General features: G+C 40.8%; 15 protein-coding genes. 9 read left to right on the top strand and 6 right to left on the bottom strand.

The window, feature by feature from the left end; translation table 11 throughout:
* The first annotated feature begins 421 nt into the window (after window positions 1–421).
* Window positions 422–1,237, top strand: a complete 816-nt coding sequence (locus CHX27_RS03060) for a 2,3,4,5-tetrahydropyridine-2,6-dicarboxylate N-succinyltransferase (protein ID WP_094485296.1) — start codon at window positions 422–424, stop codon at window positions 1,235–1,237.
* 163 nt (window positions 1,238–1,400) lie between these two features.
* On the top strand, window positions 1,401–2,468 hold the full coding sequence (locus tag CHX27_RS03055; RefSeq protein ID WP_094485295.1) for a glycosyltransferase family 9 protein: 1,068 nt from the start codon (window positions 1,401–1,403) through the stop codon (window positions 2,466–2,468).
* A gap of 8 nt (window positions 2,469–2,476) precedes the next feature.
* Here the strand turns inward: CHX27_RS03055 and CHX27_RS03050 are convergent, their stop codons facing one another.
* Window positions 2,477–3,307 carry a glycosyltransferase family 2 protein gene (locus CHX27_RS03050; protein WP_094485294.1) on the bottom strand — a complete coding sequence of 277 codons (831 nt, stop codon included), beginning with the start codon at window positions 3,305–3,307 and terminating at the stop codon, window positions 2,477–2,479.
* 72 nt (window positions 3,308–3,379) lie between these two features.
* On the opposite strand from CHX27_RS03050, the gene CHX27_RS03045 reads away from it, so the two are divergent.
* Window positions 3,380–4,150, top strand: a complete 771-nt coding sequence (locus CHX27_RS03045) for a glycosyltransferase family 2 protein (RefSeq protein WP_094485293.1) — start codon at window positions 3,380–3,382, stop codon at window positions 4,148–4,150.
* Between the two features lie 4 nt (window positions 4,151–4,154).
* A complete protein-coding gene (locus tag CHX27_RS03040; RefSeq protein ID WP_094485292.1) occupies window positions 4,155–4,736 on the top strand; it encodes a dual specificity protein phosphatase family protein in 582 nt (193 codons plus the stop codon).
* A gap of 20 nt (window positions 4,737–4,756) precedes the next feature.
* Here CHX27_RS03040 and CHX27_RS03035 read toward each other — a convergent pair whose 3' ends face one another.
* Both CHX27_RS03035 and CHX27_RS03030 read right to left on the bottom strand, forming a co-directional pair.
* A complete protein-coding gene (locus CHX27_RS03035; protein ID WP_094485291.1) occupies window positions 4,757–5,530 on the bottom strand; it encodes a lipopolysaccharide kinase InaA family protein in 774 nt (257 codons plus the stop codon).
* A 2-nt stretch (window positions 5,531–5,532) separates the two neighbouring features.
* Window positions 5,533–6,180: a class I SAM-dependent methyltransferase gene (locus CHX27_RS03030; protein ID WP_243388946.1), complete on the bottom strand. Its 648-nt coding sequence runs from the start codon at window positions 6,178–6,180 to the stop codon at window positions 5,533–5,535.
* 202 nt (window positions 6,181–6,382) lie between these two features.
* On the opposite strand from CHX27_RS03030, the gene CHX27_RS03025 reads away from it, so the two are divergent.
* The 5 genes from CHX27_RS03025 to CHX27_RS03005 all read left to right on the top strand — a co-directional run bounded on the left by CHX27_RS03025 (window position 6,383) and on the right by CHX27_RS03005 (window position 11,364).
* Window positions 6,383–7,195 (top strand): glycosyltransferase family 2 protein, encoded by an 813-nt coding sequence (locus CHX27_RS03025; protein WP_243388945.1) that lies wholly within the window; start codon window positions 6,383–6,385, stop codon window positions 7,193–7,195.
* A 2-nt stretch (window positions 7,196–7,197) separates the two neighbouring features.
* Window positions 7,198–8,106, top strand: coding sequence for a glycosyltransferase family 2 protein (locus CHX27_RS03020; RefSeq protein WP_094485290.1), 909 nt, complete (start codon window positions 7,198–7,200; stop codon window positions 8,104–8,106).
* The gene (locus CHX27_RS03015; RefSeq protein WP_094485289.1) at window positions 8,103–8,675 is read left to right on the top strand and encodes an L-threonylcarbamoyladenylate synthase; all 573 of its coding nucleotides are present in this window, start codon (window positions 8,103–8,105) and stop codon (window positions 8,673–8,675) included. Before CHX27_RS03020 ends, CHX27_RS03015 begins: the two co-directional genes overlap by 4 nt.
* A 246-nt stretch (window positions 8,676–8,921) precedes the next feature.
* On the top strand, window positions 8,922–10,355 hold the full coding sequence (locus CHX27_RS03010) for a CCA tRNA nucleotidyltransferase (RefSeq protein ID WP_243388944.1): 1,434 nt from the start codon (window positions 8,922–8,924) through the stop codon (window positions 10,353–10,355).
* Window positions 10,348–11,364 (top strand): COX15/CtaA family protein, encoded by a 1,017-nt coding sequence (locus tag CHX27_RS03005; protein WP_094485287.1) that lies wholly within the window; start codon window positions 10,348–10,350, stop codon window positions 11,362–11,364. Before CHX27_RS03010 ends, CHX27_RS03005 begins: the two co-directional genes overlap by 8 nt.
* Here the strand turns inward: CHX27_RS03005 and CHX27_RS03000 are convergent.
* Genes CHX27_RS03000 through CHX27_RS02990 form a run of 3 tightly spaced genes read right to left on the bottom strand, consistent with a single transcriptional unit; the run spans window position 11,345 to window position 13,303 of the window.
* On the bottom strand, window positions 11,345–12,100 hold the full coding sequence (locus CHX27_RS03000; protein ID WP_094485297.1) for a LytR/AlgR family response regulator transcription factor: 756 nt from the start codon (window positions 12,098–12,100) through the stop codon (window positions 11,345–11,347). The genes CHX27_RS03005 and CHX27_RS03000 overlap by 20 nt on opposite strands.
* The gene (locus CHX27_RS02995) at window positions 12,096–12,728 is read right to left on the bottom strand and encodes a DUF2306 domain-containing protein (RefSeq protein WP_094485286.1); all 633 of its coding nucleotides are present in this window, start codon (window positions 12,726–12,728) and stop codon (window positions 12,096–12,098) included. Before CHX27_RS02995 ends, CHX27_RS03000 begins: the two co-directional genes overlap by 5 nt.
* A complete protein-coding gene (locus CHX27_RS02990; RefSeq protein WP_094485285.1) occupies window positions 12,728–13,303 on the bottom strand; it encodes a 2TM domain-containing protein in 576 nt (191 codons plus the stop codon). Before CHX27_RS02990 ends, CHX27_RS02995 begins: the two co-directional genes overlap by 1 nt.
* Between the last annotated feature and the right edge of the window lie 64 nt (window positions 13,304–13,367).

Raw genomic sequence — 13,367 nt, 5'->3', positions numbered from 1 at the left:
TAAATAACATCAAAAATCAATTAATTTAATTTCACCCAACGGGTGTGTATATTATTTATTTTAAGAAGTTTACGTAGTTGTAATATTGCCATATTACAAATAAAATTAAAACAGTTCTTTAACCGATATTTCAAACAACCTACCCCCAACATCTACTTCCCGAGCACTTTCCCCGCGTTAGGTGGCGGCGCGAAAATGGCCAACAAACCGCTGCGTGTGATGCGCTTAGCGAAACGGCGACTAACAGAAGCCCGTTTTGATAGACGCAGAACCGCAAACGGTTGGCGGCCATTGCAGCAAGCAACCGACGGCCTTGCTTTAGAACGCTCGTTTACTCAGTAACAAAACTCAAGGCCGGAACGCCCAAAAAAATCGGTAACTTTCAAATCCAAAAACTATCTTTACAAACAAATTTTTTTGCATGAATGCTCTACAATCAATCATCGAAGAGGCTTGGGAAAACCGCGCGCTACTCACCGAAGATCGCGTAACCTCGGCCATTCGAAACGTTATTGAACAACTCGACAACGGCTCACTTCGCGTGGCACAACCTACCGAAAACGGCTGGCAGGTAAACGAATGGGTAAAAAAAGCGGTGGTGCTGTACTTCCCGATTCAAAAAATGGAAACGCTCGAATCCGGAATTTTCGAGTATCACGATAAAATGCCGCTAAAACGCAATTATGCCGAAAAAGGCATTCGCGTGGTGCCTAATGCGGTGGCCCGACACGGCGCGTACATCTCGAAAGGCGTTATTTTAATGCCGTCGTACGTAAATATTGGCGCGTACGTCGACGAAGGTACTATGGTCGACACGTGGGCAACCGTAGGAAGCTGTGCGCAAATTGGCAAAAACGTACACTTATCGGGCGGTGTAGGTATAGGCGGTGTTCTCGAACCGTTGCAAGCAGCTCCGGTAATAATCGAAGACGGCGCGTTTATTGGTTCGCGCTGCATTGTTGTCGAAGGTGTTCGCGTTGAAAAAGAGGCGGTTTTGGGAGCTAATGTATGCTTAACGGCATCGACAAAAATTATAGATGTTACGGGTGAAAATCCGATTGTATACAATGGCGTGGTTCCGGCGCAATCGGTAGTCATTCCCGGCAGTTACACCAAACAATTCGCCGCCGGCAGCTACCAAGTTCCGTGCGCGCTCATCATTGGAAAACGCAAACCATCGACCGATTTAAAAACAAGTTTAAACGACGCCTTGCGCGAATATGAAGTAGCTGTTTAGTAGCTAATCCTGCTTTCACTGCAAGTACGCTTTTACCGCGCTCCTTTTTTACGCCTATAGTCTAGCTTCCGCTGGCCGCTGCCTAAAAGCTCAAAAAGCAAACGCGGTAAAATGCGCGCTTTCCATTCAATCAGGGCTAGGGCAATCGTTACCGAAAATACGTATGAAAAAAATCTTGGTGATTCAACAAAAGATGATCGGCGATGTGCTGGCCAGTAGCATCTTGTGCAATAACTTGAGACAAATTTATCCCAAGGCGCAAATACACTACTTGATTTATCCGTTCACAAAACCCGTTGTTGAAAACAATCCGAATATCGATTCCTGTGTTTTGTACGAAGACAGTTACAAAAAGAGCAGTTTAAAACGCCTACAGTTTTTATATCGGATTCGAAAAGAGCGCTACAACATGGTGATCGATGCGTACAACAAACCCGAAAGCTTTTTGGTAACCATGGCTTCGGGTGCCGACGTGAAAATAGGTTTCTTCAAAAAATACTCGCAAAAGCTGTATCATTTTAATATCGCGCCGATCGACAAACCGCTAACCAACGCAGGGACAGCACTCGAAAATCGGATTAACTTATTGAGCTGCGTTGCGCCAAATTTTAAATTTGACTTGCGTCCGAAAATTTGGTTAACAACTTCCGAAAAGGAAGAAGCACAAAATACGTTGCAGAAACATGGAATTCTGGAATCGGATCCGTTTCTCGTAATTGGCATCTTAGGAAGCGATGAAAGTAAGTCGTATCCGGCGCCGTACATGGCACAAGTACTCGATTTTATAGCGGCAAACACGTCGAGTAAATTAGTTTTAAACTACATGCCGAAACAAGCCAATGAAGTGCAAACGATTTGTGCGCTGTGCGCTCCAGAAACGCGAAGTCGAATAATATCGGAACTAGTTCCAACAAATATCCGTGCGTTTTTAGCACTCACCCATTTTTCACAAGCCTTGATCGGAAATGAAGGCGGCGCTGTAAATATGGCCAAAGCTTTAGGCATTAAAACCTTTACGATTTTCTCGACATGGATTATCAAGGAAGCGTGGAATTCGTTTGAAGACGGCAGCAATCATGTCTCTGTGCATTTGCAAGATTACAAGCCAGAACTTTACGGCGACAAGACCGCAAAACAAATGAAAAAGAATGCCTTGCCGCTCTACCAAGCATTTACGCCCGATTTAATACTTCCTGAATTAGAAGCGTTTTTAAATCGCTTAAAAAACTAAATCAAAAATCATTTCAGGATTTCATCGCGCGTGGCAGAATCGATTCCAAACTCGGTGCGCTGCAGCTTTTGTTTTTCAGTTTCGAGTCGGATGGCGTCATTAACTTTCCATACTTCATCGGAAACATAACCTCGAGCATGATCGAGATGAATACAAATAGCACTGTATCTGATTTGTTTTCCCACAACACCTGCAAAGGTAAGTCGCTCGCCTAATTCACGATCTTCGCCGCCGTATTTCATCCGTTCGTCAAATCCGTTAGCGCGGAGTAAATCGGCTTTCCAACCTGAAGCATTGTGTCCGTTCCACGTTGGTTTTGTTGGCGTTACTGCATTTAAAATCGGGCGCAAGAATCGCGGAGCACCAATTTTCATGTTTACGGGTTTGCGATGTCCGTTTTCGATCAGCCATTTTTTGCTGAAAGCACGTTGTGAAATGATGTCGTCGGGGCTTATTTTGTGCGATAATTCCATCGACAACTTATGGTAGCCGCCGGAGAGAAACGTTTTGGGTTTTCGATTGTCGAGATGTACTTGAATAAAATCGGCTCTTGGAATACAATCGCCATCAGTAAAAATCAAATAATCTGCTTTTGCGTTAAGAATTGCCGCATTTAAAATTTTAGTTTTTCGAAATCCGTCGTCCGAATGCCATACATGAACGAGCTTTAAATTGGTTTCTTGTCGGAATTTTTGAATCAGACGGGCGGTTTCGTCTCGTGAGCCATCATCTGCGATAACGATTTCGAAATCGGTATACGTCTGACAACTAAAGCCATACAGAACTTTTTCTAGCCATTCTACAGCATTATAGGTACTCAAAATGACGGAAACAGTCATGTATGTTATTTTTTTACTTTTATTTACAGCAAAAGTACTTACTAATTTATATTTGTAAAATAATTTGTTTGCATGTTACATCCTCATAAAGGGAAACTTTCGGTATTAATAATTACTCTAAATGAGGAGCGCAATATGAAAGAGCTGTTAACCGAATTAGCGTTTGCTGATGAGGTTATAGTAGTTGATTCATACAGTACCGACCGTACCAAAGAAATTTGCATGTCTTTTCCCTATGTGAAGTTTCTTGAAAATAAATTTGAAAATTACACCTCGCAAAGAAACTTCGCTATGGATCAAGCGCAAAACGACTGGATACTATTCATCGATGCAGACGAGCGATTAACGCCCGAATTGAAAAAAGAGGTCCTAGAGACTATAGTGAGTGAGCATCCGAAGAGCGCTTATCTTCTCTATCGCACTTTTATGTTTAAAAATTCGAAATTGCGCTTTAGTGGTTGGCAAACCGACAAGATTTTTCGATTGTTTCATCGCGGTAAAGCAAGGTACAAAAACGAGCGATTGGTTCACGAGAAACCAGATGTAATTGGGGAAATCGGTAAGTTAAAATCGAAGTTAATACATTACAGCTATTCCGATTATCAATCATATAAAGCTAAAATGGTTGCGTACGGACGCTTAAAAGCAATAGAAGCTAAAAATCGGGGTATTGTTCCTAATTTTTTCCATTTCGTAATCAAACCCTTATATAAATTCGTTTACCAATACTTGATCCGTTTAGGCATACTCGACGGTGGAAGAGGAATTGTTATTTGCTACCTAAATGCGTATAGCGTTTATGTTAGATATCAGTTTTTAAAAGAAATGACCGCGAAAAACTAAGCTTTTGAAAAAAAAGAACTTTAAAATTATTGGTATATGTGTTCTCGTACTGGCGCTTGCTATTGCTGGAAAGTATATCTATCAAGTAAACATTAAACACAATTTTGAAGTTATATCAGAAGGTAAATTTTACAAAAGTGGTGTTATTCCTCCCGAGGAACTACCAGAAGTGCTTCAAGAGTACAACATAAAAACGGTTATAGATTTGCGATTTCCAGAATCGACCGACGAGCTTAACAATCCTGAGGTGGCTGCACAACTGAAATCGGAACAGGAGGCGGTAGCGAAAGTTAAACACGTAACCTACGTGAACAACGGGTCGGAGCAAGTTCCGAGCAAAAAAAATCTAGATACTTTTTTTGCAATTCTTGATGATGCAAAAAATTATCCCATCCTAATCCATTGCTATCACGGCGTGGGAAGAGCTGAGCTATACTCGGCATTATATCGAATCGAATACGAAAATTGGACACCAAACGACGCACGACTCGCAACGCGCGATTTTGTGAAATGGAGTTCTTTCGATCTCGGAACACCCAAAGGCGATTTCCTTCAGAACTACATACCGCGAAAAAAGAAAAATTAAATGTGATAAGGCGTCAAATCCTATTTTGACTTACCCACCAAGCTTTTTAGCGTCGTTTTAAACTTTCGCTTACGCCGAAAGCCTCGCTGAAAATCTTCTGTATACTTCCACAATATTCGAAACAATTCTTCCGGATCACGGTTTGAGATTAAGGCGTATTCTTCGGCCATCACACGAACCATTTCCCGTTGAGGCGTGAGTCGCGATAAATTCTTCATGCGCGCTTTAATCGACATTTGCTTTGGGAAACTCATTCGGTTCAGATCCACCAAATAAAAATGATAATTTCCTGAATCATCCACGGTGATCAACGTATTTCCGGGAGTATGATCTTTGAATTCGATACCTGCCTCATGAATTTTGTAACAAAAGTGAACGAATTCTCGAAGGATCCTCTCGCGATTGGGCAAATTTTCGTTTTGAACTAGATTGCTATACAAATACTGGTATTTGAGATGTTCGCTTACATAATAGCTTTTGCCAAACAGAAACGCAGACAGTTCTTCGTAATAGGCAATAGGTTGCGGAGTTCCTATGCCGCGTTCGAGTAAATAAACTGCGTATTCAAAAGATCTTCGCGCTTTGGATTTTCTAAAAAACCGATAAATAAATCGATTAAATAAATGCGGCTTCTTGAATGATTTTATATTGAGAACCGACTGCTCCCAATCGAACAATTTTATTTGATTGCGCTTTCGATCGTCAAAATTTCTTCCTAAAGTCGAGAAATTCTGAATCAGAGAAAAACATTGCTGTTCATCTATAAAGGTCTGCTTGTCATTGAAACGAAACATTACTATTTAGCTTTTACCACGGTTGCGTATTGCAGGTTTCGAATATCCCACTGAGTAAACAAAACAACTACGTTGAACAAGATCGGTTTAATCGACTTTGTTTTATTGATGGCTTCGTGGGTAATTATTTGATAACCTAAATCTTCATACATTCTCCTAATGCTCTTCCCAGTAAAAAAGCGCAAATGGGTTTTATCCATAGTGCCAAACTCTTCGTATTGCCAATCTTTCTTAAACACTATTCTAGAAAAAGTTTTAAAATAGCGCACATTCGGAATTGAGCTAATAATGACACCGTTTGCTGACAACTTTACTTTTAAGTCTTGAAGAACGGAATAAGGATCTACCAGATGCTCTAAAACATCATTCAGATAAACAACATCAAAGTAATTATCCGGTAAATCTTTTATATAATTTTCGCACGGACCCGAAAATACGCGATCTAAGTGCTGCTTCGCCATTTTGGCTTCTTCATCAACATATTCAATGCCCCAAACTTCAGCCTTGTTACGTTCCTTAATTATTTTTGCTAAAGCACCACCACCACACCCGATATCTATTACTTTCTTAGCAGTTGCAGGTAGGTATTTAAGCATTTCTACTCTAGCATTCTCATAGTATCCTAGAGGCTTATCTTGGTAGTATTTCATTAGCTAAACAGTAACTTTTCTAAAATTTATGTTAAATCAAAGCTGCCAAATATAGTAAACAAATGGGCAACTTTCATTGGATCGTAATTTTTGAGGTTTTAATATCCTTCGCAAACTAAAACGAATCTAAAAATGATTGCTTAGAATAACACCACATTTATTTTTTCATATTTGAATATTTGAATTAGCTTGCAACATCGTTATGAATAACATCGAAATGAAAGGACTCCCAACTTCAACCTTGGTAACGCCAACGTATAACTGGCCGCAAGCACTCGAACTTTTACTACTGAGCATTACAAAGCAAACCGTTTTGCCCGACGAAGTTATTGTAGCTGATGATGGTTCTACAGAAGAAACAACGAAGTTGATTGAGGAGTTCCAAAAAAACTTTCCTGTTCCGTTACATCATGTCCGACACGAGGATATCGGCAACAGAAAACCCATGATCATGAATAAAGCCATCGCGAAAGCAAAAGGCGACTATATTATCGAAATCGATGGCGATATTATCATGCACAAGAATTTTGTCGAAGACCACTTAAAATTCGCCAAAAAGGGCCACTACCTCTTCGGTTCACGCTCCAGCATTCAAAAAAGTATCTTAAACGATATTTTCAAAAATAAAACCACATCGTTTCATTTCTTTTCAAAAGGCATCACAAAAAGGGCGCGAACAATTCATTTTCCGTTTTACATGAATTTCATGAAATCGGTAGAAAAACGCTCGTCAAAGCTGCGCGGCTGCAACATGTCGTTTTGGAAATCCGATTTTATAAAAGTCAATGGCTTTAATGAAAGTCTTGTAGGATGGGGCATCGACGATTCTGAACTAATTCAACGATTTCACAACATTGGTATCCACGGCAGACGATTAAAATTTTGCGGACTGGTTTTTCATATTTATCACAAAGAACAACCTAAAAACCACATTCACATTAATCAAGAAATTGAAGATCGAACCGTACGAGAAAAAATTACTTTTATCGACAAAGGAGTAAACCAATATCTGTAATTTTGAAAGACGTAGCAGTAATTTTAATCAATTATAATTCAAGCAATCACAGCATTAATTGCTTGAAATCCATTTACGAAAAAACCTCCGATGCGATTTCCTTCGAAGTTATAATCACCGATAACAATTCGGAAATTACCGATTTTCAAAATTTAGAAAAACAGCTGCGCTTACACAACTTTCCCAACCTCACCCTAATACGCAACACAACAAATACAGGATTTGGTGGAGGAAATATGACTGGCTTCGAGAAAAGTAATGCCAAATACATCTGCTTTTTAAATAACGACACTATACTGCTAAACGACTGCCTGTCTATTTTGAAAAACTACTTGGATGAACATCCTCAAGTAGGCATAGCAGGAGCACAAGCCTATACTGCCGATGGTTCATTTTTAATCTCATTAGATCACTTTGCCTCGCCAACCCGAGAAATATTGGGGCGAAAGTTCTTAGAACTCAGTAATTCAAAAAAATACCCAAAGAGAAAAAAATTATACTCGAAGCCGCTGCAGGTGAACTTTGTACCAGGAAGCTTACTATTCTTAAAAACGGAGGACTTTTTGCAGTCGGGAGGTTTTGATACCAACATCTTTCTGTATTACGAAGAAACCGACTTATGTATTCGCTTGTTAAAAATCGGGAAGCCCGCATATCTAGTTCCTGACGCAAAATTTATGCACTTTCACGGCGGTAGTACTGAACGATCTTTAGCGATAAAAAAAGAATTGAAAATCTCCTTGCTCTACGTCATCAATAAACATTATGGGAAGTTTTCTCGACAAATTGTTTTACTGTTTCTCATCCAAAAGTACTTTTTCAGCAGTATTTTTAAATCAAAAAATCGTCCGATTCTCGCTTTGTTACTTAAAGGCGCACCGATCACAGAATCAATGAAATACAAACAATGACAGATACGTTACACAGTGAAATTGCTAATTCCTTTGATGTCTTAAAAAACGGAGGCATCATTTTATATCCGACCGACACTGTTTGGGGTTTAGGTTGCGATGCAACAAACGAAACTGCTGTAAAGCGACTTTTTGAATTGAAGAAAAGAGCTGCCGACCACAGTATGATTGTACTGGTAAACGGCGATCGACTCATTCACCGCATTTTCAAAGAAGTGCCAGAAGCCGCTTGGCAGATTTTAGAACTGTCTGAAAAACCCACAACTTTAGTGCTCGACGATCCGAAAAACGTAGCGCCGCAACTTATTGCCAACGATAATTCACTCGGAATCCGAATCGTTAAAGATCCGTTTTGCTATAAATTGATCGAGCGACTAAAAAATCCGCTGGTTTCTACTTCCGCAAATTTCTCCGGCGCGCCCACGCCAACAAGTTTCACCGAAATAGCGCCCGAGTTAATCCAACAAGTTGATTACGTAGTGAACCTAGATCGCGATAAAAAAACTACGAAATCGTCGGCAATCATCAAACTTACGCGCGATGCTCAGGTAAAAATTATTCGCAGTTAAGCAAATAGCAAAAAAACGTATTGCATTTCGCAGAACAGCTAGGTCAATTCACCTAGTAAGGTAAACTCGTTTCCCATGCGAAATTGATTTTCGAACCGATTTTAAGAAAAACTTAGAATGATTTTTGAATTGTTCGCACATCATCCGTCAGGTATGTTGTAAATTTGCAACGCAATAAAAAATCGCGAATGTCGGCGTGAATTACGATTAATCACACGGTTTTCGCCGCTTAATTTCTTCAGTACGGTGTCAACGCAAAATCACGCAGCTGCCCTTCAGCATCCTATTTTTTCGTACGTAGCCAAAACTGCTGCGCAAACCGGCGTTCAAGCCTATGTCGTTGGCGGCTTTGTTCGCGATTATTTACTAAATCGCAGCGGAAAACCCGACATCGATTTTGTAGTTGTGGGCAACGGAATTGCTTTCGCAGAAGCCGTAGCAACCCACTTACCTACCCGACCCAAAGTGCAGTTTTTCAAAAATTTTGGAACGGCCATGTTGCAATTTGCAGAAACCGACATCGAATTTGTGGGTGCTCGTCGCGAATCATACGCCAGAGATAGCCGAAAACCTATCGTAGAATCCGGTACGCTGCAAGACGATCAATTGCGACGCGATTTCACCATAAATGCACTAGCCATTTCGCTAAACGAAGCCGATTTCGGCGCGTTGGTCGACCCGTTTGACGGTATTGCCGATTTATCCTCTAAGATAATTCGAACACCAACCGATCCGGATATTACGTTTTCCGACGATCCGTTGCGCATGCTCCGCGCCATTCGATTTGCCGCTCAACTGCAATTTCAAATTGATTCAAGCTGTTTTGATTCCATAAAACGAAACGCGCACCGAATTGAAATTATTTCCGGAGAACGCATCATCGGCGAACTGAACAAAATTCTCGAAACCGAAAAACCATCCGTAGGCTTATCGCTTCTGTACGATGCGAAGCTGCTCGAACTGATTTTACCCGAGCTCACAGCTTTAAATCAAGTTGAAGAAATAGAAGGACAAACGCATAAAAACAACTTTTACCATACGTTGGAAGTTGTCGACAATATTTCGCGAAACACCAACGACGTTTGGCTGCGGTGGGCTGCCTTGTTGCACGATATCGGGAAAGCACCAACCAAAAAATTTCAGAAAAAGCAAGGTTGGACGTTTCACGGACACGAATACGTGGGCAGTAAAATGGTGAAGAAAATCTTCATGCGTTTAAATATGCCGCTAAATCAAAAAATGAAATTTGTCCAGAAAATGGTGCTCATGAGTTCTCGACCCATTGTTTTGGCGCAAGATATCGTGACCGATTCGGCTGTGCGACGACTGATTTTCGAAGCAGGAGAAGATGTGGAATCGCTTATGACGTTATGCGAAGCCGATATCACCACAAAAAACAAAATTAAGTTCAAAAAATACCATCAAAATTTCGAATTGGTGCGTCAGAAGATTGTTGAAGTTGAAGAACGCGATCAAGTTCGAAATTTTCAGCCGCCCGTTACCGGCGAATTTATCATGGAAACCTTTGGTATTGGCCCGTCGCGCGAAATTGGTATCATTAAAGAATACATCAAAGAGGCGATACTCGAAGGAAAAATTGCCAACGATTTCGAACAAGCAAAAGAACTTCTCTTCAAAAAGGCGGAAGAATTAGGACTCAAACAACATACAAATGAATAACTATTACAGAAAGTCGATCGGTGCTTCTTTGGTTTTGGTGTATTTGGTTATTGTAGCCGGCGCCTTAGTGCGTATGACCGGCAGTGGCATGGGCTGTCCGGATTGGCCAAAGTGTTTTGGATACTACATTCCGCCCACAGAAATTAGCGAATTGCAATTTCAAGAAAATCGACACTATGAAAGCGGACAAGTTATTATCGTCGATGAAAAACTATTTGTAGCTGCAAAAGATTTCACCTCATCAGCTTCTTTTCGCGAAAGCGATTGGAAACCGTACACCAAACACGATTACGCCATTTTTAATCCGGTGCATACTTGGATCGAATATCTAAATCGCTTACTTGGCGCACTTTCGGGCTTGGCGGTTTTACTAATGACGGTTTTTAGCTTTTTAAGTCGCCGACAATTAAAAGAGAAGCTACTTACCGTGGTCACACTTTTTTTAATGGGTTTTCAAGCGTGGATTGGCGCAACAGTAGTGTACTCGGTCTTGAATCCGATTAAAATTACCATCCACATGTTGGTAGCGCTACTCATTGTTGGTATGTTGTTTACCTTATACCACCGCGCTCAGGAACAACGAACTTTTCCGGTTTCAGTTTCAAAATGGATTACCGGTTTGGCGCTGGCGTTAACATTGGTACAAATTGCCATGGGCACACAAGTTCGTCAGTTTGTCGATGAACAAGTTAAAGGATTGGGTATCGAGCCGGTAAGTCAGCTTTTACACGACGGTCCGAGCATCGTTTTAATTCACCGTTCCTTTTCCATTCTGGTATTTGCATTAGCAATTTACCTGTTTGTAAAGCTCAAAAATACAGGTTTAAAAAATCTGGCTGTTTGGCAGTTATTCATTGTTGGCGCCGAAGTATTCACGGGAATTTTAATGTATTACGTCGATTTCCCTTTCGGAAGTCAGACCTTACATCTGGTGTTTGCCGCCCTACTTTTTGGCTGCTATTACCTGATAACCCTGCGCGCCAAAGCTGCTACTCCAACCATTTCTTAAAATCGGCTACTTTCTCGCGACTCAAAATTACCTCATCTGCCTTGTACGTTGCAGGAATAATTTTTAAACGCGAGTTGCTGTATGCCGTAATTTCCTTAACGGAAGTAAGCGGCACGAGGAATTTTCTGCTTACGCGGAAGAATTGAGCCGGATCGAGTTCTTGCTCGACTTCGTCCATGGTTTGATCGATTAGATAATCGCGATTGGCAATCGTATGAATGTACGTTCCGCGATTTTCACTGAAAATAAGTTCTATATCTTTCAATTCGATGATGCGGAGTTGCGCGCCAATTTTCACGGTAAAGCGCGATTTATAGGCTTTCGCAGAAGTAGGCGCAAACAATTGCTTTAATTGTTCGAGATTGAAATCGGGCTGATCCTTTTTCTCAAATCGCTTTCGGAATTTCAATACTGCCGCTTCCAAATCGTCTTCATCGATTGGCTTTAGCAAATAGTCTATGCTATTCAATTTGAAAGCTTTCAGGGCATACTCGTCGTAAGCCGTTGTGAAGATAACAGCGCTGCTGATTTCTACTTGCGAAAAAATCTCGAACGACAAACCGTCGCTTAATTGAATATCCAAAAACAATAAATCCGGTGCCGCATTACTGCGAAAGTACGATACGGCTTCTTCAACCGAATGCAGCATTTGCACCACTTCAATCGATAACTTTTCTAACTTCCGCGACAGCAAACGCGCCGCAGGCTTTTCGTCTTCAACAATAATAGCTCTAATTTTCATGCTTTAATTTTGCGTGTTTTCGCGACCAAACTGTAATTAAAATACTTCCAACCACCGACGGCGCCAACCAGGCAACAACCGCTGGTAAAAATGTATTGTTTACCACTAAAAAAGCGGTGAATGCGGCGATATAAGCACCTGTCATTCGTTGAATGTGTAGCAAATAGTACGGATTTGCAAGCTTAGTTCTGCCGAAGAACATCATAAAATCTTGTACACACATCACCAAACTGCCTGCTCCAAAGGCCAAGATCACCACATTAAACTCGTTAACAACACCAAAGTAAATTAATCCCATGGAAAACAAAACCATGGTAGCCGAGATAATTAAAATCGGTGCCGACTTTCTTATCCTACCTTTCACTAACGCCATCCCTTGTAAACCTGTAGTGAGCATAAAAATGGTGAAAACCGATATGCACAATAAAAATATCGAATTGTGTAAAAGCGCCATTACTAATCCGGCTACAGCACAAACATACATACTTACGGCAAAGATTTTTCCGCTAAGCACATGCTTGCGATCTCCTTTGGCTGCTATCATAATGTAACTTCCAATTAACAAGGCAATTCCGCCGCTGACGATGTGAATAACCAGAAAAGTAATAAAAAGCGGATCCACTACTTTCGGTTTGAATTTTTCATAAACTCTTCAATTTTGCGGCGTTCCCATGCTTCATTAAAGAACAAATTGGCTCCAAAAACACTTACTGCGTGCGCCACCAATCCAAATCCCCACCAAATGGCCAAATTAAAAAGGCCCAAAGAAAGCGGCGACCCATCGGCAAGTTCTGAAATAACAACAATAGCATTAACAATCAGGTAAGCGATTAAATGTCCGTAAAAGCCGCGTAACTTTTTAATCTTTTTCTCTACTTCATACTTGATTTCGGCTTGCTGTACTGCAGTAAGTTCTGCCGAATTACCCAAGCCTTGCGTGTATTTCTGCATTTGAGCCGCTTCGACATCGCGCATCAGTCGGGGCATTCTCTGAAATGCTTCCAGATAGTGAAAAAACAAGCCTATTCCCCAACCGATTAATGAAAACCAAAACCACTGAAACTCGGGCATCAACCATAAATTTACGGCAATTAACGTAGGAATCACAATACAAAATGCGGTAAGATGTCCGTAAAAACCTTTAATGTTTTTTAATTGCTTTTGAACGTTTTCCGGAATGTGTTGCTGCGGTTCCATATTAACGATACTTGTTTTGTGTCAATGCCTGAAATACGTTGACCACTTTTATTAATTAAAATTG

This window comes from Flavobacterium aurantiibacter (genome assembly GCF_002251775.1).
Lineage (GTDB): Bacteria > Bacteroidota > Bacteroidia > Flavobacteriales > Flavobacteriaceae > Flavobacterium > Flavobacterium aurantiibacter.
The sequence above is the reverse complement of the archived record's forward strand: the minus strand, read 5'-3'. Positions and strand labels throughout refer to the sequence as shown.